Raw genomic sequence first — 23,672 nt, forward strand, 5'->3', positions numbered from 1 at the left:
CCTATCTTAGTTTTTAAACGCCCTGATTAATGTAATGTATCCTTTGAATACGGTCCACTCATTGCTTCCGGCTCTCTTCGCACGAAGCAAGTAATAATATGTTCCTTCATTCAGACCTTCACCTGTCCAGTTGTTTTGATATCCTCTTGAGTGATAAACTTCATTACCCCAACGGTTAACAATACTCAATTCGGTTTCCTGGTATTGATTCAATCCTCTGATTTCGAACGTATCATTTCTTCCATCTCCATTTGGTGTAAACAGATTCGGGATGGTGATATCCGTAAAGTTAGATGTGATGGTTACTGTAGCCACATTGGTGTAGTAACCATTGGCATCTTTAACTCTATACGTGAAGGTATCTTCACCGGTATAACCTGGTCCTGGCGTATATGTAACAGTTCCATCACCGTTAACGCGTACGGTTCCGAATTTAGGTTGAGAAACAATTTCTATTGATGTACGATCAAAAGTAGAGTTACCCGGATTATCATTCGTCAATACACTAATCACCACCGGAACATTTGCCGCTGTTTGTGCTTTATCATCAACAGCAACCGGAGAAACCGGGAATGTAATTACTGTTGGTGTATTGTTGGCTTCTGAGGTTCCTGAAATATCAGACACTACCGCGCCAGCAATGGTTAACGCACTAACAGATGCGGTATTGGTTACTGTACCGGCATCTTTATCTGCCTGAGTAAGTGTGTATACCTCAGTATCTGTAACGCTTGCACCAGGAAGTAAGCCGCCTGCTACTGCAATTACTTTATTTGACAAACGAAGTTTTGCATCTGTAAGCGTAATTGTGTTTAAGGTTTGGCTACCGGTGTTTTCAATGGTAAACGTATACGTTACAGTGTTGCCGCTGTATGTTGCCGTTTTAACCAATGCAATCGATGCATTTGCTGCAATCGCGGTAACTGTTGGCGTATCGTTATTTTCTGCAGTACCGGAAATATCTGATACAGCGATGTTATCTGGCGTCTGACCGGTAATTGTAGCTGTATTGGTTATACTGGCTGCATCTTTATCTGCCTGGGTAAGGGTGTATACGAAATTGTCGCTTACCGATGCACCTGGTGCCAGAGTTCCTGGTATTACCCGGTTCAGGTTCAATTTAGAATCTGTAAGTGTAATTACGTGTAAGGTAACATTACCGGTATTGTGTACGGTGAATGTATAGTTGATGCTGTTTCCATCGCTGCTTAACACGCCGGTTTTAACTAATGTAATGGTACCTGCTGGTGCAATTTTAGTTACAGTAGCATCGTTTAACGCCGGTGTATTCGGATCATCAGACAACTGATTCAGCACAGTTCCGGTTGGTGTTTGGGCAACCACTGAAGCCTGATTACTAAATGCGCCTGAATTTACTTCCGTTAACGTAAGCGTATGTTTAGCCGTTGCAGTGATGCTGGCACCCGGTGCAAGGTTTGCAATTCCGGATGGTGTAATTGAACCAACATCAGCACCGGCATCTGTAATCGCTATATTGGTAAGTGTTACATTACCTGTATTGCTTACAATGATTCTATAATTGATTACATCGCCAACTTTACTTACTGAATTTGTGGCAATTTTGGTCAGGCTGATCGAGGCAGCATTTACCTGATTCACGGTTACATTTACCGTTGCAGTTGTTGTACCGCCTTTGCCGTCACTCACAGTCACCACAAAACTATCGGTTCCTATATAACCATTTGCTGGTGTATAGGTATACGTTCCGTTCGCATTCAAGACCACTGTTCCATTTGTTGGTTGCGTAGTTACTGTAAATGTCAATGGATCGCCATCGGCATCTGTTGCAGTAATCGTTCCATTAACCGGAATATTTACAATCGTAGAAATTGCAGGTGCAGTAACTACCGGTGCACGGTTACCTTGGGTAACGCTAACATTTACAGTTACGGTGGTTGTTCCACCTTTGCCATCGCTAACCGTTACCGTGAAACTATCTGTTCCAACGAAACCATTTGCTGGTGTGTAGGTAAATGTTCCATCAGCGTTTAATACTACTGTTCCGTTTGCAGGTTGCGTACCAACAGTAAACGTAAGTGGATCGTCATCTGCATCTGTTGCAGTAATCGTTCCGTTAACCGGAGTATTTACATTAGTAGAAATAGCAGGTGCAGTAACTACCGGTGCACGGTTGCCTTGGGTTACGCTAACGCTGATGGTTACCGGCGTTGTGCCACCTTTACCGTCGCTAACAGTCACCACAAAACTATCGGTTCCTATGTAACCATTTGCTGGTGTATAGGTATACGTTCCGTCTGCATTTAAGACTACTTTTCCATTTGTTGGTTGCGTGGTTACTGTAAATGTTAATGGATCGCCATCGGCATCTGTTGCAGTAATCGTTCCATTAACCGGAGTATTTACATTCGTAGAAATTGCAGGTGCAGTAACTACCGGCGCACGGTTGCCTTGGGTTACGCTAACGCTGATGGTTACCGGCGTTGTGCCACCTTTACCGTCGCTAACAGTCACCACAAAACTATCTGTTCCTACGTAACCATTTGCTGGTGTATAAGTATACGTTCCGTCTGCATTCAAGACTACTGTTCCATTTGTTGGTTGCGTGGTTACTGTAAATGTCAATGGATCGCCATCGGCATCTGTTGCAGTAATCGTTCCGTTAACCGGAGTATTTACATTCGTAGAAATTGCAGGTGCAGTAACTACCGGCGCACGGTTGCCTTGGGTTACGGTTACATTTACCGTTACGGTAACTGTGCCGCCTTGTCCGTCGCTTACAATTACGGTGAAGCTATCTGACCCTACGAAATCAGTTGCCGGTGTGTAGGTAAATGTTCCATCAGCATTCAATACAGCCGTTCCATTTGCAGGTTGTGTACCTACAGTGAACGTTAATGGATCGCCATCCGCATCTGTTGCGGTAATGGTTCCGTTCGCTGGTGTATTACTTGTAGTGGTAATCGGTGTGGCACTTGCAACTGGAGCTTCATTTACAGAAGTTACAGTGATGTTTACGGTTACGGTTGTTGTTCCCCCTTTACCATCGCTTACAGTCACCACAAAACTATCGGTTCCATTGTAATTTGTTGCCGGAACATAAGTAAATGTTCCATCTGCATTTAATACAACAGTACCGTGTGCAGGTGCAGTAGTAACGGTGAAACTTAGTGGATCACCATCAACATCGTTCGCAGAAATTACTCCGTTCACAGGTGTATTTTCCGGCGTTGTCACTGCAGGTGCGGTTGCAGTTGGCGCATCATTTACAGGTGTTATTGTAATATTTACGGTTACTGTGGTATTTCCACCTTTACCATCGCTAACGGTTACCGTGAAAAGATCTGTGCCATTATAATTTGCATTCGGTGAATATGTAAATGTTCCATTTGCATTCATAACAACTGTTCCGTTTGCAGGAGGTGTAGAAACCGCAAATGAAAGCGGATCTCCATCAACATCACTTGCTGTAATGGCACCACTCACTGGTATATCCTCTGCGGTTGTTAGTGTTGGTGCGGTTGCCACTGGTGCATCATTAACCGGTGTAATGGTCACGCCGATTGTAACGGTTGTACTGCCTCCATTGCCATCACTTACAGTTACTGTAAAGCTATCCGTTCCGTTGTAATCTTTTGCTGGTGTATAAGTGTATGTTCCATCGGCATTTACTACAACTGTGCCATGTGCCGGAAGTGTAGTTACCGTAAAAGTAAGCACATCGCCATCTGCATCGCTCGCAGTAATGGTTCCGTTTATCGGCGTATCTTCTGCTGTTGTAATATTTGGTGCACTTGCAACCGGTGGATCATTAACAGGCGTAACGGTCACATTGATAGTTACTGTAGTTGTGCCGCCTTTTCCATCACTCACGGTTACGCTAAACACATCTGTTCCGTTATAATTTGCTGCCGGAGTATACGTATACGTTCCATCCGTATTCACCACAATGGTACCGTGACCCGGAGCTGAACCGATTGTATAAGTAAGCGGATTTCCGTCTGGATCACTCGCTGTAACTGTTCCGCTAACCGGAGTATCTTCTGCCGTTGTAATATCTGGCGATGTTGCAACCGGCGGACGGTTATCTAAAATATTCACTACCGCTGGTATTGTACTTGCTTTAATCGAAGTATTGTTTGTTGCTGCAAGCATGGTCAATACAACAGTTTCTGTTCCTTCCTGAATATTATCGTCCAGAACTGGCACGCTCAAAGCAATTGAAGTTTGCCCCGCCGGGATAGTAATTGTTGCTGGCAACGCTGTATAATCGCTACCTGGCGTTGCTGTTCCGCCAACAGTAAATGTGACTTGAGTATCTGTACTAGAAGGTGTACTTAATGTGAACGTAAACTGACCTGGCGTATTTGGTTCAGCACCATCGGCTGTTGCTGCAACTGTAACCGTTGCAGTATTGGCATCGATTATATTTATTGTTGCCAAACTTGCATTTACAGTTATTGCGCTATTATCTGTCGACAACAATTTCACCGTTATGGTTTCATTGCCTTCAACCAAATTATCGGTTAATACCGGAATCTGGATCGTTGCTGTGGTTTCACCCGCCGGGAAAATTACTGTAGTTGTAACCGGACCATAATCAAGTGCAGAAGCTGTACCGCCAAGCTCAAAAGTAATTTTGGTATCTGTTGATGATGGATTGCTTAAAGTAACAATGAATGTTCCGTTTTTAGGGCCAGATTCATTTCCATCGACACCAGCTGCAACCATAGCCACGGCTGTGTCATCATCCAAAATTGAGGTTGTTGCGGTTGCTGTCGCAATTGTAACCAGTCCTCCGCTTACGTTACTGATCGTTGCAGAGAAAGTTTCACTCGGTTCTACCAGTTTATCATTAATTACCGGAACGGTAAAGGTAAGCGCCGTACCCGCTGCAGAACCTGCAGGGAAAGTAAGTGTGCCTACTGTTGCAGTATAATCTGCGCCAGCTATTGCAGTTCCATCTACTGTTGTATAATCTACCGTAAATGCATTCTGAACAGCATTGTTTAACGTTACGGTAAAGGTTGCTGTACCTGCCCACTCATTAACGTTTGTTGCGGTAGAGATGCTTAACGAAGCGGTATTGTTGTCGGCAATGGTGATTGTTGCCGGCACTTTACTTACGGTAATTAGCGGATTACCAGATGCTACTAAAGTGGCGATCACAGTTTCCGTTCCTTCTACAAGAGCATCGGCCAATACCGGGATATCGATGGTTGCAGTAGTTGTACCAGCCGGTATAGTTACCGTTTTTGTAATTGCTGTATAATCTGAGCCTTCAGTCGCGGTTCCGCTCAACTCAAAAGTGAGTTGCGTATCTGTAGATGAAATGTTACTCAACGTAACCTCAAATGTTCCTTTTTGCAAACCATTTTCGTTTCCGTTTGTACCGGCAGTTATGGTTGCAATAGACGATCCGCTATCTGTAATATTCACAATTGCCGGCGTTGTGCTTGCAGAAATTGACGGATTGCTGGTAGCCGGGTTCATAGTTAGAATTACTGTTTCTGTGCCCTCTACAACGTTATCATTCAATACAGGCACTGGAAGTGTGATAGATTTCTGTCCTGCCGGAATTGTAATTGTTGTAGGTAATGCCGTATAGTCTGCACCGCTTGTTGCAGAACCAGAAATACTGAAACTTACTCGTGTATCTGTTGTAGATACATTACTTAATGTAAATGTAAACTCGCCAGGTGTGGCCGGCTCAGCACCATCTGCAGTTGCTGTAACCGTTACTATCGATTCTGTATTGTCAAAAATATTGATCGAAGCATTGGTATTGCCAAGCGTTACTGTTGGGTTATTTGACGAAGTTAGTGTTAGAGAAACATTTTCTGTGCCTTCAACAACATCATCTGCCAAAGTTCCAATATTAAGGGTTACAGAAGTTTCACCTGCCGGGATAGTTACCGTTTTGGTTGCTATTGCAGTATAATCTGCACCTTCTGCGGCTGTACCCGCTAGAGTGTAACTTATCTGAGTATCTGCCGATGCCGGATTCGTTAAACTAAATATAAACGTTCCATTTACCGGACCTGCTTCATCTCCATTTAAGCCTGCTGCAACACTTACTTTGGCTGCATCATTATCTACAATTGTAATGGTTGCGGTATTGTTGGCAATAGTAACCAAACCACCAGTTACGTTACTGATCACAGAACTAAATGTTTCATTTGGTTCGGCAATGTTGTCGTCAATAATTGGTACGGTAAAGGTTAAACTAGAACCTGCCGCTGTACCTGCTGGGAAATGTAAAGTTCCGCTAGTAGATACGTAATCCAATCCGGCGGTAGCCGTTCCATCTATCGTTCGGTAATCTACGCTAAATGCATTCTGAACCGCTCCGCTCACCGTTACTTTAAAGGTTGCAGTACCTGCGGCTTCATCAACACTGGCAGCGGTTACAGTAAGTGTAACCGATACCGAATTATCATCCAGAATATTAATTGTTGCCGGTGTAGCATCAACCGTAATTGCCGGGTTACTGGTGTTGGTTAATGTTGCAATAACCGTTTCATTCCCTTCTACAATATCATCTCTCAATACCGGAATGGTAATGGTTGCTGTGGTGGCATTTGCCGGGATGGTTATGGTTTTAATTACTGTAGTGTAATCATTTCCTTCTGTTGCAGTTCCGCCTAAGCTGAAGGTAAGTTGTGTATCTGTTGATGATGGATTGCTCAGATTAACCGTGAAAGTTCCATTCACCGGACCTGCTTCATTTCCATTTGTCGCAGCCAATACTGTAGCCACAGCGGTATCATTATCGATAATACTTACTGTTGCAGTGCTGTTTCCGAGTGTAACAACAGAACCGGTAACATTACTTACAGATGCACTGAAGGTTTCTGTTGGTTCTACCAGATTATCGTCATTAATCGCTACATCAAAAGTAAGTTTAGTACCTGCCGGAGAATTGGCAGGGAATTTCAATGTACCCGATGTTGCAGTATAATCAGATCCGGCCAAAGCTGTACCATTTGTGGTCGTATAGTCAACATTAAATGCTGCCTGAACCGCGTGATTTAAAGTAACCGTAAAGGTTGCAAAACGTGCATCTTCATTAATTACCGGAGTTGTAGAAATACTTACTGTTGCTACGTCTTCATCTAAAATATTGATGGTTGCCGGAGAATTGTTTACCGATATTGCGGCATTAGATGTACTTAATAAAGTTGCAATAACGGTTTCTGTGCCCTCTGCCAAAGCATCTTCCAATACCGGAATGGTAATGATTGCAGAAGTTTCTCCGGCCGGGATTACTATCGTTTTGGTTACAGCACTGTAATCTAAACTTTCTGTTGCTGTACCTGCTAATGAAAATGTGATTGTTGTATTGGTTGAAGCCGGATTACTCAAAGCCACTTTGAACTGACCATCAATTAATCCGTTTTCATTACCATCTCCAGCTGCCGTAATAGTTGCAATTGCGGTATCATTATCTGCAATTACAACTGTAGCCGGACTAGTACCTATAGCAACATCTGCGCCGGTAACGTTGCTTATTCCAACGGTAAATGATTCAGATTCTTCAACAATATTATCGTCGATAATCGGAATAGATACCGTAAGCGTTGTACCTGCCGGAGAGTTTGCCGGGAAAGTTAAGGTTCCGCCGGTTGCTGTGTAATCTAAACCAGCAAGTGCTGTTCCGTTTGCTGTAGCATAATCTACAGTGAAACTATTTTGAACTGCAATACTCAGTTTTACAGAAAGTGTAACACTGCCAACGCCTTCACTAACGCTTGGTGCGCTGATAGAAATGCTCACATTTGCAGTATTTGCATCGATAATATTAATGCTGGCTGGTGTTTTATTTACGGTTACAACATTGTTATTGCTTGTTCCCAAAGTAGCGATTACGGTTTCGGTACTTTCGGCAACCTCATCTGTAAGCACTTCAATCTCAATAGTTGCAGAAGTTTTTCCTGCCGGGATAGTTACTGTTTTAGTAGTAATGGTTTTATAATCGCTTCCTTCTGTGGCGGTACCTGCTAACGTATAGGTAATTTGAGTATCCGTTGATGAAGGATTGCTTAACGTAATAATAAAAGTTCCGTTTGTAGGGCCGGTTTCATTACCATTTGTTCCTGCGGCAATAGATGCAACAGAACTGTCGTTATCGGTAATGGTTACCGTTGCTGTAGCCGTTGCAATTGTTACTAAACCACCTTGAATATTGCTCAATGTTGCCGAGAAAGTTTCAGAAGGTTCTACCAAATTATCATCAATAATTGGCACACTAAAAGTCAACACTGTTCCTGCCGGAGAATTTGCCGGGAAGGTCAGCGTTCCGGTTTTAGCCGAATAATCAGCACCTGCAATAGCGGTTCCATCTGCTGTAGCATAATCTACAGAAAATGAATTTTGTACTGCCGCGCTTAATGTTACGCTAAACACTGCTGTACCTGCAGATTCGCTAATGGTTGGCTCTGTACTTATACTTACAGAAGCTGTATTGTTATCCAATATATTGATGCTTGCAGAAGTGGCATTAACTGTTATCGCCGTATTATTGGTTCCGGTTAAAGTTGCCACTACAGTTTCTGTACCTTCAACAATGGCATCAGCCAGTACCGGAATCGAAATTGTTGCCTGAGTAGCTCCTGCAGGAATCGTTACCGTTTTGGTAGGAATAGCGGTGTAATCGCTACCTTCTGTGGCTGTTCCGCCAAGCGTAAATGTAACCTGGGTATCTGTATTGGAAGGATTACTTAGGTTTACGGTAAAAGTTCCGGACACCTGTCCGTTTTCGTTTCCATTGGTACCAGCAGTTATGGTAGCCACTGCGGTATCGTTATCTGTAATATTTACTGTCGCTGGTGTAGTACTTGCAGTAATTAACGTGTTGTTGGTTGCTGCATCCATTGTTAAAATTACCGTTTCAGTTCCTTCAACAATGTTATCGTCAATAACCGGAACACTCAAAATCGCTTTTGTCTGGCCAGCCGGAATAGTTACAGTATTGCCGGTGATGGTATAATCTGTTCCGTTAACTGCTGTACCGCTTAAACCAAAGGTAATTTTGGTATCTGTTGTCGATACATTACTTAAAGTAAAGGTAAACTGGCCAGGCGTGTTCGGTTCTGCTCCGTTAGCAGTTGCTGCAACAGTAACGGTTGCTACCGTATTGTCGGTAATATTGATAGTAGCCGGCACATTGCTAATTGAAATCAGCGGATTAGTACTCGATGTTAGCGTAGCTACAACCGTTTCTGTACCTTCAACCAGATTATCAGCCAAAACCGGAATAGTAATGGTGACAGAAGTCTGGTTGGCCGGGATAATAATGGTTTTGGTTGTTAACGATGTATAATCCAAACCTTCTGTTGCCGTTCCGCCAAGTGTGAAACTGACTTGCGTATCTGTAGCAGATGGTTTTGATAAGGTAATGGTAAATGTTCCATTCACCGGACCATTCTCACTACCTTGATTTCCGGCAGTAATAGTTGCCGTTGCGGTATCATCATCATTAATATTAAGTGTTACTGGTGTGGTATTTGCCGTAATTGAGCTGTTGTTTGTTGCAGCCGTTAGTGTTAATACTACGGTTTCTACGCCTTCAACAAGATTATCATCAATTACCTCAACAGGAAGTGTCGCTGTAGTTTCTCCTGCAAGGATGGTTACCGTATTTACCAGTGTTTTATAATCTATCCCGCTGGTTGCTGTACCAGAAACGGTAAATGAAATTTGCGTATTTGTTGTTGATGGATTGCTTAATACAAAAGTAAACTGGCCTGGAGTGTTCGGTTCACTTACGTTTGCACTGGCCACCACAGTAACTGTAGCAGAAGAATTATCGATAATGTTGATCGATGCCGGAACGTTGCTGATTCCAACTAAAGGATTATTAGAAGTAAGAAGTGTTGCAATAACCGTTTCTGTGCCTTCAACAATGTTATCGTTCAGTACCGGAATGACAATTGTACCCGTGGTTGAGCCAGCCGGAATCGTAATTATTTTGTTCTGGATTGATGTAAAGTCGCTTCCTTCCGTTGCTGTACCTCCTAAAGAGTAGCTGATCTGCGTATCTACCGATGATGGATTGCTCAATGTAACCACAAACGTCCCGTTAACCGGGCCGTTTTCATTGCCCTCGTTTCCTGGTGTGATAGCGGCAACTGAAGTATCGTTATCTACAATATTTACAGTTGCAGGCGCAGTATTTGCGGTAATTGCCGCGTTGCTGGTTGCCGCAGTCATTGTTAAAATAACCGTTTCATTGCCCTCTGCAATGTTATCATCCAGAACAGGTACAGCAAGTGTAGCCGAAGTTTTTCCTGCCGGGATCACTATTGAAGTACCGATTGAAGTATAATCTTTTCCACTGGTTGCTGTACCAGAAACGGTAAAGTTAATCTGCGTATCTGTAGTAGATACATTGCTTAGCGTAAATGTAAACTCGCCTGGTTTTAATGGTTCTGCACCATCCGCAGTTGCGGCAACAGTTACGGTAGAAAGCGTATTGTCTTGTATGGTCAGTTGTGCTGGCGTTCCGTCTACGCTAACCAGGTTATTTGCAGATGAGGTTAAGGTTGCAATAACCGTTTCATCTCCTTCTACAATATCATCCGTTTTTACCTGAATCAAAATGGTTGCAGTTGTTTGCAACGCAGGGATGATAACGGTTTTAGTTGTGATGGCTGTATAATCTGCACCTTCTGTTGCAGTGCCGGTTAAGGTATAGGTAATTTGTGTATCAACAGATGATGGTTTGCTTAACGTAACTACAAATGTTCCGTTGGTTGGACCATTTTCTCTGCCATCTAAACCTTTGGCAATTGTAGCCACAGATTTGTCTTGATCTACAATTGTTGTGGTTGCTGTTGCATTGCTGATCACCACAACGCCGCCCGTAATACTCGTTAAAGTTGCTGAGAATGTTTCTGCAGGTTCTGTAAGATTATCTGCAAGCGTCTGAACTGTAAAAGTCAGTTGTGTGCCTGCCGGAGAATTTGCCAGAAACTCTAAGAAACCCGCTTTTGCCGTGTAATCTGATCCGGCTTTAGCTGTTCCATCTACTGTTGCATAATCTACGCGGAAAGCATTTTGTACCGCATTATTCAATGTTACGGTAAATGTCGCCAAACTGCCTTCGTTTACATTTGGATCTGTTGAGATGCTTACGCTTGCTGTATTTGCATCAATAATATTGATGGTTGCCGGCGTATTATCAATTGTAATTCTCGCATTGCTTGAAGCCTGAAGTGTAGCAATTACAGTTTCTGTAGATTCGCTAATCGCATCAGCCAATACCGGTATTGTAATAGTAGCTTTGGTTTCTCCCGCAGGGATCGTAATGGTTTTATTGGTTATGGTTGTATAGTCCGAGCCTTCTGTTGCAGTACCTGCTAAAGTGTACGTAATATTGGTAGCGGTTGATGATGGGTTACTCAATGTTACGATAAATGTTCCCTCTTTCGGACCAGTTTCATCACCATTAACGCCCGGTGCAATGCTGGCCACAGAGCTGTCGTTATCCGTTATAGAAACAATTGCAGTTGCAGCATTAATGGTTACTAATCCGCCAGTTATGTTACTTAATGTAGCACTAAAAGTTTCTGAAGGTTCTACCAAATTATCATCAATAATCGGAACGCTAAACGTTAAAACTGTTCCTGCAGCAGAACCTGCCGGGAATTTTAGTGTGCCGCTTGTTGCAGTATAATCAGATCCGGCAAGTGCCGTACCATTTGCAGTTGCGTAATCTACTGTGAATTCATATTGTACTGCATTATTCAAGGTTACAGAAAACACAGCATTACCTGCAGATTCTTGCACACTTGGTGCAGTGGTAATGCTTACGCTGGCTGTATTGTTATCTAAAATATTAATTGTTGCAGGATTGTTGTTTACCGAAACTAAAGGATTAGATGAATTACCCAAAGTAGCAATTACGGTTTCCGTTCCTTCTAGCAAATTGTCGGTTAATACCGGAATAGTAATGGTTGCTGTTTTTGTACCGGCCGGAATAGTTACCGTTTTGGTCGTGATTGTAGAGTAATCGCTTCCCTCTGTAGCCGTTCCAGCTAAAGTATAGGTAATCTGCGTATCTGTTGCAGATACTTTGCTTAGTGTAACTATAAATGTACCATTAACTGGACCGTTTTCATTTCCGGTAACGCCTGCGGCAATAGTTGCCGTTGCGGTATCATCATCGGCAATGTTTACTGTTGCAGCTGTAGTACTTGCAGAAATTACAGCATTATCTGTTGTTGCTGCCATTGTAAGAATTACAGTTTCCTGCCCTTCTACAATATCATCGTCAATAACCGTAACCGGAAGTACCAACGTTTTCTGACCTGCCGGGATAATAACAGATGTACCCAGCGAAGTATAATCTATTGCGCTTGTAGCGGTTCCTGTAACAGTGAAAGATACTTTAGTATCGGTTGTAGAAATATTGCTAAGCGCAAAGGTGAAGCTACCTGTAGTATTCGGTTCTGCAGCATTTGCCGTGGCAGTAACTGTAACGACAGAAGTTGTATTGTCTGTAATGTTAATCGTTGCAGGCGTTGTATTTGTGGTCACTGCCGTGTTGCTTGATGTACCAAGAGTTGCAATTACAGTTTCTGTACCTTCTACCAGATTATCGGTTAATACCGGAATGGTAATGGTTGCTGTTGTTTGGTTGGCCGGAATGGTAATGGTTTTTGTTGTGATTGGACTATAATCACTTCCTTCTGTTGCTGTGCCAGCCAATGTATATGTAATTTGCGTATCGGTAGCAGAAGGTTTGCTTAATGTAACGGTAAACGTTCCATTCACCGGTCCGTTTTCCGATCCGTTTGTACCTGCAGTAATTGTAGCAGTAGCGGTATCATTATCTACAATAGTTACTGTAGCCGTACCAGTAGCAATAGTCACTAACCCACCGCTAATATTACTTATGGATGCGGAGAAGGTTTCGTTGCCTTCAATCAGGTTGTCGTCATTAATAGGAACGGTAAAAGTAAGTTTGGTATTTGCCGGAGAATTTGCCGGGAAACTTAGTGTTCCTACAGTTTCAGTATAGTCTTGTCCGGCGCCAGAAGTCGCCGTTCCATTTGCCGTAGCAAAATTTACGGTAAATGCTTCCTGTACCGCATTGTTAAGCGTTACAGTAAAAGTCGCCACACCGGCAGATTCATCAACAGATGTTGGCGTTGCCGAAATGCTTACAGTTGCAACATCATTATCGGTAATTGTTCCGATACCTTCTGCCTGAGAAATTGTAAGTGGAGCAGTTGGATTGCTTAATGTTACTTTGAAATTTTCTGACGGTTCGCGAACCAAATCATCAATGATCGAAATAGAAATTGGTTGGGTCGCTCCGCTTCTTGATCCCGCAGGGAAAGTTACGGTACCCGTTTTCGCGATATAGTCTGATCCGGCCGTTGCTGTATTATCAGATGTTGTGTACGTTACGGTAAGCGCATCCTGAATATTTCCGGTTAATGTAACCGTAAACATCATATTGCCAACATTTTCTGATGCAGTTACACTATTGATTGCAACGCTTGCCGCATCGTTATCTAAAATAGTTGCCGTTCCGGTTGCACCTGCATTCGGAATGGTAACCGGCGAACCGGCACCAACTGAAGTTAACGTTACCGTGAAGGTTTCTGTAAGTTCAGCAATATCATCATTAATAATCGGAATGTTAAATGTTTGCGTAGCGCCGCTAACAGAATTTGCCGGGAATGTAACGCTTGATGTTGTTGCGGTATAATCCGATCCGGAAAGTGCTGTGCCATTTGCAGTAGTAAAATTAACGGTAAATGCGTTTTGAACATTTCCGGTAAGGGTTACTGTAAATACAGCATTGCCGGCACTTTCGTTAACAGTAACACTATTTACGGCAACCGTTGCCACATCGTTATCGGCAATATTAACCGTTGCAGGTGTAGTGCTGGCTGTTATAGCTGCATTGTTTGTAGCAGCGGCCATTGTTAAAATAACGGTTTCATTACCTTCTGCCAATAAATCATCCAGAACGGGAACACTTACTGTAGCCGTTTTATCTCCGGCTTTTATGGTAACAGATGTTCCGATAGAAGTATAATCTACGCCGCTTGTTGCGGTTCCGGTTACGGTAAAATTAATCTGAGTATCCGTAGTAGATGCATTAGTCATTGTAAATGTGAACAAGCCCGCTGTTGCAGGTTCTGCTCCATTTGTAGTGGCCACAACCGTTACGGTTGATTTGGTATTGTCTAAAATGTTTATCGTTGCCGGAACATTGCTAAAGCCAACGGTTGCATTGTTTGAGGCCGTTAATGTTGCAATTACCGTTTCAGTTCCTTCAACCAGGTTATCAGTCAATACCTGAATCGGGATGGTAATTGTAGTCGTATTAGCCGGAATAGTAACTGTTTTAGTGGTAATAGCGGTATAATCGCTGCCTTCCGTTGCTGTTCCTGTTAAAGTAAATGTAAGTTGTGTGTCTGCGTAAGACGGATTGCTCAAAGTAACAACAAATGTTCCGTTTGCTGGTCCGTTTTCATTTCCATCAACACCTTTTGCAATAGTAGCTGTAGCTTTATCATCGTCTATTATCGTGGTTGTTGCTGTGGCATTCGAAATCAATACAGCACCTCCGCTTACATTACTTATTGTAGCATTGAATGTTTTATTTGGTTCTGCAATATTGTCGTTTATAATCGGAACGGTAAAAGTTTTAGTTGTTCCGGCAGGTGAGTTTGCAGGGAAAGTTAATGTTCCGCTTGCTGCTGTATAATCAGAACCTGCAGTTGCTGTTCCGTTTGATGTAGCATAATTAACGGTAAAAGCATTTTGAACAGCATTATCCAGCGTTACCGTGAAAGTTGCCAAACCAGCAGACTCATCAATTGTTGCAGCCGTAGAAATACTTATACTCGCTGTATTGGCATCGATAATATTGATTGATGCAGGCGCGGTGTTCACAGTAATATTTCCGGTAGTTGGCGCTGTTAAGGTTGCGATTACAGTTTCTGTACTTTCTGTAATATCATCTTTAAGTACTTCTATTGTAATTGTTCCGGTAGTTGTACCGGCTGGTATGGTGATGGTTTTTGTGGTAATGGTTTTGTAATCGCTTCCTTCTGTTGCCGTGCCCGCTAAGGTATAAGAAATCTGAGTATCTGTAGCAGAAACCTTGCTTAATGTAACGGTGAAAGTTCCATTTACCGGACCGGTTTCGTTACCGTTTATACCTGCAGTTACTGTTGCAACAGCTATGTCGTTATCTGTAATATTTACAGTTGCAGCGGTTGTACTTGCCGTAATTGCAGCATTGCTTGTGGCCGCTGCCATGGTCAGGATTACTGTTTCGGTCGGCTCAACAATTTGATCGTCAATTACTGTTACAGGTAATCTAAAAATCGTCTGTCCTGCCGGGATAGTAACCGAAGTACCAATTGACGAATAATCAGATCCATTCGTTGCAGTTCCTGAAATAACAAAGTTAACCTGGGTATCCGTTGTGGATACATTGCTTAATGTAAATGTAAACTGGCCTGGCGTATTTGGTTCTGCTCCATTTGCTGTTGCAGCAACTGTAACGGTTGCTTTAGTGTTGTCAATAATATTGATGGTTGCCGGCGTAGTATTGATTGATACCAGGTTACTGGTTGAAGTTCCTAATGTAGCAATAACCGTTTCTGTTCCTTCTACAATAGCATCTGTCAAAGTCGGGATCGTAACTGTGGCCGTTGTTTGTCCGGCCGCAATTGTAACGGTTTTAGTTGTAATGGTGGAATAATCCAATCCTTCAGTAGCTGTTCCGCTGAGTGTGTACGAAATGGTTGTTGCCTGAGCAGCCGGGTTACTCAATGTAATGGTAAATGTTCCGCTAACTGGTCCCTCCTCTTTTCCATCAATACCTGAAGTTATTGTAGCTACAGATGTATCGTTGTCAATGATGTTAACAGTTGCCGGACTCGTACTTGCCGTAATGCGGCTATTGTTTGTCGCCGCATTCATAGTCAAGATAACAGTTTCTGTCCCTTCGGCGATATTGTCGTTGATTACAGGAACAGAAAGTTTGTATGTTGTTTCTCCTGCCGGGATGATGATAAATGTACCCAGATCTGTAAAATCTGCGCCCGATGTTGCTGTTCCTGAAACTGCAAAGTTAATCCTCGTATCAGTCGACGACGCTTTGGTCATCGTGAATGTAAATTCACCAGCAATATTCGGTTCTACACCATCTTTAGTTGCTGCAACACTAACAGTTGCTACATCATTATCAATTATATTAATTGTTGCCGGAGTTGTATTTACAGTAATGCTACCTGTTGTTGGTGCAGTTAAAGTTGCAATTACAGTTTCTGTACCTTCTACCAGGCTATCATCAATTACCGGAATGGTGATAGTTCCGGTTTTTGTATTGGCTGGAATTGTGACGGTTTTTGTAGCAATAGTATTGTAATCCGATCCTTCAAGTGCAGTCCCACTCAAGGCATAACTTATGGTTGTTGGCGTACTGCTCAGTTTGCTTAACGTTACTGTAAATGTTCCGTTAACCGGACCAGTTTCATCTCCATTTGTTCCCGCAGTTATTGTAGCAACAGAAACATCATCATCAGCAATATTCAGCGGAACTGAAGCCATATTTGCCGTGATTAACGGATTGTTTGTAGCTGATGCCATTTTAAGGATCACTGTTTCTGTACCTTCTACCAAATCATCGTCAATTACCGGAACAGAAAGTGTTGCAGTAGTGGCCAAAGCAGGAATGGTAAATGTTGTACCAATTGATGTGTAATCGGTTCCGCTTGTAGCCGTTCCGGTAACTGTAAAGGTAACTGTGGTTGGTGTAGAACTGGCTTTGGTCATTGTAAACGTAAACACACCGTTTGTTGCAGGCTCCGCAGCATTTGTTGTTGCGGCAACAGAAACCACAGAAACGTCATTATCTAAAATATTGATGGTCGCCGGTGTTGTGTTTACGGTTACAGTACCCGTTGTTGGGCCCGATAAGGTTGCAATAACCGTTTCAGTTCCTTCTACAATGCTATCGTCAATTACCGGAATCGTGATGGTTCCGGTTGTGGTGTTTGCAGGAATTGTAATGGTTTTAACTGCTATGCTTGTATAATCAGAACCTTCTGTTGCAGTTCCTGAAAGTGTATAGCTTATAATTGTTGGGTTAACACTTGGTTTACTCAGTGTAACCGTAAAGGTACCATTAACCGGACCAGTTTCATTACCTGTTACACCAGCTGCTATAGTTGCGACAGAGACATCATCATCGGCAATGTTTACAGTTGCAACCGCATTGGCGGGAGTCTGTGTAATCAATACACCATTATCGGCGGTTGATAAATTCATGACTACCGTTTCCAGACCCTCAACCAAATTGTCATCAATTACCTGAACCGGCACAACTACTGATGTGCTGCCAGGAGGAATCGTAGCTGTTCCACTTAATGTAGTGTAATCGCTGCCTGGAGTTGCGGTACCTGAAATGGTATATCCAATAACAGTAGGATTTGGCCTGCTGTTTTGAATACTGATGGTAAACTCTCCGTTGGTGCCCGGTTCTGAAGCATTCGGTTTTGATGCCACAAGGCTTGCAAAATTGTTTACTGCAACCGCAGTATTGTAAGCAATGTTATTACAGCTTTCTGTAGTTCCACCGTTTTTACATTCCAGATGTGGGTCTGTCGGCGTCGATTGTGTTGTTGGATCTGTCGCATCCGGATCGGTTGTATCTGCCGGACGAAGCATACTCGCTTCAACGGAAATATTTGTACCCGCTAATGTTGTACCAACTGTTCCGGTAATGGTATACGTAGCGGTTGCACCGCTCGACATGTTTAATCTGGAATTGTAGGCAGAGCCCGAAATTGTTCCGCTTGTTTGTGAAACCGTTCCGGTGCTTGAGGTAAGCACTGCATTTGTTATAGTAAAACCTGCAGGTGCTGTAAAATTGAAACCCGCACCCGTAACCGCACTTGTACTTCCGGTTGAGGAATTGTTAATATTTTCGACAACGACGGTGTAACTTACCGTATTTCCGGCTGAAACTGCAGCCGTGGTAGATGGAGTAATGCTTCTTGTTCTTAAATCGGCTACTGTAACGCTGATGTTTACACTTTTAGTTTGTTCCAAACCAGCAATGTATGCGTAGGTATCCATCAATTTTTCATTACCGAAATCATAAACCCCGGTACCATTATTTGTTGTACTACCTTGCACACCTCCAAAATTATTAGTTGTGGTGACATAAGCACCCCATTTGTGACCATTATTATTGGATGAAGTACCCGCGGTTTGTACAGGAGGAGAGGAACTTCGAGGATAAGTGCCGGCACCTGTAATATCAGAATCGTTCCAATATACGATATCACTGTATACCGTTGCGTCTGAGTTGCCTGTTCTGATTACATAATTTGTAGTATTTTCAGCAAGTTCAACGATTACACCGTTTGGATTAATCTCCATATCGATGTAAGGGAAATGGACTTCTGCGGTTTGCAATTTAACTTTCAAACTACTGATTACAGTTCCTGCTGGCATAGAAACTCCATTTCCATCCTTTCCGTCCCAATATACCCTATTGCTTCCTGCGGTTGCATCACCTGTAAGTATGCGCGGTACCGGAGTTGGAATAGTGATAATATAAGTTCCGTTTTCGGAAGCATCAAAGGTGATGTAACCACCTTTTTGGCCAGCTTGATTGTTTGTTCCCTCCACTCCCGTTAATCCAATGTTAGAAATGGTTGGCGTTGTTGCTGTCTTCTTGAGCCAGGTAGTTGTCGGCGTTGTGCCGCTTATACATACAGGTTGATCTGATGTCGGCAAATCTGCGGCCGGTGCGGTATAAAATATTTTATGTGTAACCTGAATACTCGGACTGCTCTGATCCTGTGTTGTCGGATCGTTTATCGCAGCAACAACGCTGTTTCGGTCAGATGTGTTTAAACTCTTAAATGTTGGCGCCCCATTCGCATCTACAACCCCTTTATTATTGGCAAAAAAAGCAAAACCGGCTCCGTGTAGACCGTTTGTTTTTACCCGATATGCCCTTCCGTTTTTGGTTAAAACCCAGTTTGTACCGTAGTAGCCTACTCTAAAATCTGTATTGATTACCAAAAGGTTAAGTAAATTAGTATAAACTCTTCCTGGTAAGTAAGCATTTCCTGCTGCATTTCTTACTGAAACATCCCATGCGGCAATTAAGCTAAAACTATTTGTAGTAGTAGGCGCATCCCAATCGTCTGTTGATAATTTATTTATCGTTCCGGTTTCCGCATTCGTTACATTCGCAGCATCTGCTGCGCCCACAGGCAGAAACTCAATCTTGTAAATACCGGTGGTTAATACAGGGTAGTAGGCAGGGAGATAACGATTGGCAACATTATCGGTTGCAGTTATTTTAGGTCCGGCAGCTTCCTGTGCTCTATTGGTAATTTTACCTACAGTCGCACTGGTTAAAACAGTGGTCTGGTTTCCGGATGGATCTGTAACCCGAATGGCCTGATTACCACCGCTTACCCCGGCTGCACTAAAGGCAAGTGCTAAAGTTTCTCCGCTTTGCGCATATGCAAAATGAGTGCCCAAAGTTTTAAATGGCCATGATGCAGTAGTTGTACCTGTTAAGTTATTGTTACTGTACATGTAGGCGCGTTTCCCAACTGTTGCGCCCTGGTACAAATCCTTACTTCCATCCGCAAAAGCAGGAGCAGTAAAAAAAATAAACGTTAAGGAAACAAGTAAGGAATATGCGAAATATTTAAACGATTTGTGCGTTAAAAATTTATAGCAGAAGAAAGATAGAGACAGGGCAAAGCCTACCAATAGTAAAGGTTTATTCATACACGGAACGAGAAAATGCAACAATTGGGATGATGCAGTTAAATTGTAATAGCTAAGTCTTAAAAAATTATATTCTGGGTAATAAGTTGCGTTAAAAAACTTTGAATAAAATGAACAACCTCAATCATGGCTGAACCTTAACAAAAGTATATTATTTTCGTTACAATAAAATAAATTTTATTTTTTTGTCTGTTATAAACTACAGATTTTAGACTAAAATGACAAAACAAATTTTAGTTCTCTTGTAAATTCTATTTATAATGCAAACATAATCAAGTATTTGATTTGCGGCAAGAAAGACTATACAACCGATAGTTGTATTTTTAAAATTAAAATCAGATTAGAACTTTACCTGATAATCAGACACATTACTCACAAATCGCATCTGAATCCAAATTTTATTCAACCATTTTGTTCATATTACGTAATAATCTTCGCAATAGTGAAGTTTCTTCGGTGATGATTTCTGCATCGGCGAGCATTCCGTTTTTGAGTTGGACTTGTCTTTGAGGGTCTTTATTTTCGTATTTATTAAAGCTTACCTTCGCGATGAAGACGCTATCTTTATAAGCCGCGTCTGAAATGTATGTAAGCTTTCCTCTGATCATTCCAAATTGTTCATACGGGTAACTTCTCAGCTTAACCAACGTCTCTTCTCCTACTCTGATTTTTCCCATATTGTTTTGTGGAATCTGCAACTCTCCAAAGAAATCAGTGTTCCCTGGATTAATAACAAAAACTTCCTGATTGACGAGAAAGTTTTGATTTTGCTGGACAATGCCCGCAAAGCTAACTCTACCTGCAAAAGGCGCATCCAAAACGTATTTTTGTATCCAAGAATCACTGTCTGTAATGCATTGATTAAGTGATTGTATAAATTTAGCTTGTTCTTCAGCAATAGTATGTCTAATATCCAGCAGTTCTTTTTCCTTTGCTGCATACGTTGTTTCATTATTAACCAGAGCTGTTTCAGTTTGTTGCAAGGGATACTTGGCATTCAAATAGGTGTTTTCTTGTTGTATGAATTCGCTTCTGGAAATCACTTTGTCTTTGTACAATTTCTGATAAGCATCATATTCTTGCTGCTGATTTATATATTCCTTTTGTTGAACACTCTGCTGGCGCAAGATCTGCGCTTTCAACTTTCTTATACCTTCCAGATCTTTAGACAGATAGCGCATTTTTTTCAAATAGTAGCCATTTTTCTGAGTGGATTGATACTGCAGATATTGCTGATAAAAACTTTGATAACTTCCCTGCAATTCTCCCAAGTTGAGTCCAGTTGGCAAAGCCGATTGATTTTCAACAAGATTCAGTAAATTATTCTGAAAGTTCTTTAAAACAATATTCAGGCGTAAAACATCTTCATGAGATGCGGTACTTTCGAAGAAGGCTAAAGTTTGATTCTTTTTAACCACCTCACCGTCCTTCACTAAAAGTCTAATAAGTTTCCCATTTTGCTTCGCCAAAACTGGTTTAGGTGAATTTAAGCTGTTTACTTTTAGAGTTGTTTTCACAATATCCGGATACTGAATTAACGCTGAAAGTAAAACAATACCAAAAACAACTGAAAATATCAGTGTTATCCCCCATCGTAAAATCCATTTCGGAACAGAAGTAATGATCTCTTGCACTTCATCACTTATCTTTTCATTTTGATATATTGTACTGGTTCCCTGCGTATTTTCATCTTGATCTTCCATAATTAATTTCCAAGTTCTAACTGATTTTGCACCAATAAATAGTATTCGCCTCGCTTTTTAGTAAGCTCCAGATGCGTACCTTGTTCAGTAACTTTACCTTTATTCAAAACAATTATATTATCTGCATTTCTAACCGTACTTAGACGATGGGCAACTACAATAACCGTTCTGCCTTTGAAAAAATTTTCAAGATTTTCCATTATTATCTTTTCATTATTGGCATCGAGCGCATTTGTAGCTTCGTCGAAAAAAATGTATTCCGGATCTTTATAAACAGCGCGTGCAATTAATATCCGCTGTTTTTGTCCCTGACTAATTCCGTTACCCGCAGCACCAATTTTAGTATGTAGACCTAAAGGCAAACTGTCGATAAACTCGTTTATATTGGCTACGGTTATTGCATGTCGCAACTTTATCGAATTGGGGTAATCATCACCTACAGCTATATTTTTGGCAATGCTATCTGAAAAAATAAATCCATCCTGCATCACCGTTCCACATTTCCCTCTCCAAAAACGATAACCTATTTGCCTTAATTGAACTGGTCCTATCTTTAAATCTCCCTTTTGTGCTTCGTAAAACCTCAATAATAATTTTAAAATCGTCGTTTTCCCACTTCCGCTCATACCCACAATTGCGGTTGTTTTTCCTTCAGGAATCGTCAAATTGATATTAGATAAGACAGCTTCATTTCCTGCTCCGGGATAAGTGAAGGTTAGATTATGAATACTAATGCTTCTGTCATTTGGCAATTCGTTGGCGAATACTCTGTCTACAGGTTCTTCATCTTCGAGCTGATGAATCTCATTGAGTCGCTCCAAACTTATTTTTGCGTCTTGTAACTGTTGTAAAAAACCTAGTAACTGTTCTATAGGACTATTTAATTGGCCAACAATTGATTGTATCGCCATCATTGCTCCTAAGGTTAAATCTCCATCAATTACAGCCTTTGCAACAATAAAGGTGATTAAAATATTTTTTCCTTCATTAATGAAAAACGTACCTGTTTGTTGAATTTGGGTTAAGGATAAACTTTTGATACTGAACCGAAACAAGCCCGCTTGTACTGACTCCCATTCCCAGCGCTTTTGCTGCTCAGAGTTATTTAACTTAATTTCTTGCATACCGGTTATTAATTGTACCACAGCACTTTGGTTCTTTGATGACATATCAAAACGTTTAAAGTCCAGCGTTCTTCTTTTACTTAAAAACAGGATGGTCCAAATTGTATATAAAATACTGCTGATCAGAAAAATCAAAAATATAGTAAGATTGTACCAGGCCAATACAAAAGCAAAAACCACCAGATTGAATAGTGAAAAAACAACATTAAGTGTAGAGCCGGTAAGAAACGATTGTATTCTATTCTGATCTTGCATGCGCTGCAGAATATCACCGGTCATTTTAGTATCGAAAAAACCCATCGGCAACCGCATCAACTTGATGATAAAATCAGTAAGAATAGAAATGTTAATGCGTGTACTAATGTGCAGTAAAATCCAACTTCGAATAAATTCAACAAATAACCGACCAACAAAAAGCATGGTTTGCGCAATTACAATAACATAAATGAAATTCAAATTGCGTGTATTGATTCCGGTATCTACAATACTTTGAGTTAAAAAAGGTAAAATTAATTGAAGTAAGCTACCAACAGCGAGCCCTACAAAAAGTTGGAAGATCAACTGTTTGTAGTTTCTCAAATAACTGAGTAGGTAGCTTAGATTTAGGCCATTTTCACGATCGCCATCATGTAGATAAAACCGTGGAGTAGTTTCTATAGTCAGTACAATTCCTTCACGATTATTTTCCTGAATTGTACTTGCCCAGTGTCTCAAAAATTCTTTTTCACTGTAAATAATCAGGCCTTTTGCAGGATCTGCGATATAGAAGTTTCCTCTCGCAATGCGGTATAAAACAACAAAATGATTCTGATTCCAGTGCAAGATTACCGGCAAGTCAATTTCTGACAAAAGCCGTGGTGTTATTTTCATTCCATTTGTCCGGAAGCCGATTTTTTCTGCGGCCTCACTAATCCCCAATAAAGAAACACCTTCTCGATTTATACCACTGATATCACGAAGTCGTTGTAAACTGAAGTTTTTTCCATAATGTTTTGCAATCATACGAAGACAAGTTGGACCACAATCCATTTGATCGGGCTGTTTGTAGTGAGGAAAGGCTTTCAATATGGGT

The 23,672-nt window shown here is 41.6% G+C and carries 3 protein-coding genes; all 3 read right to left on the reverse strand.

The window, feature by feature from the left end; all coding sequences use genetic code 11:
• Positions 1 to 6: 6 nt before the first annotated feature.
• Positions 7 to 19,773 carry a Calx-beta domain-containing protein gene (locus ACJVDH_RS11450; RefSeq protein ID WP_443943537.1) on the reverse strand — a complete coding sequence of 6,589 codons (19,767 nt, stop codon included), beginning with the start codon at positions 19,771 to 19,773 and terminating at the stop codon, positions 7 to 9.
• 398 nt (positions 19,774 to 20,171) lie between these two features.
• A complete protein-coding gene (locus ACJVDH_RS11455; protein ID WP_443943538.1) occupies positions 20,172 to 21,476 on the reverse strand; it encodes an HlyD family secretion protein in 1,305 nt (434 codons plus the stop codon).
• A gap of 2 nt (positions 21,477 to 21,478) precedes the next feature.
• A complete protein-coding gene (locus ACJVDH_RS11460) occupies positions 21,479 to 23,665 on the reverse strand; it encodes a peptidase domain-containing ABC transporter (RefSeq protein ID WP_443943539.1) in 2,187 nt (728 codons plus the stop codon).
• Positions 23,666 to 23,672: the final 7 nt, after the last annotated feature.

The sequence above is a fragment of the Pedobacter terrestris genome (assembly GCF_052343045.1).
Taxonomy (GTDB): Bacteria; Bacteroidota; Bacteroidia; order Sphingobacteriales; family Sphingobacteriaceae; genus Pedobacter.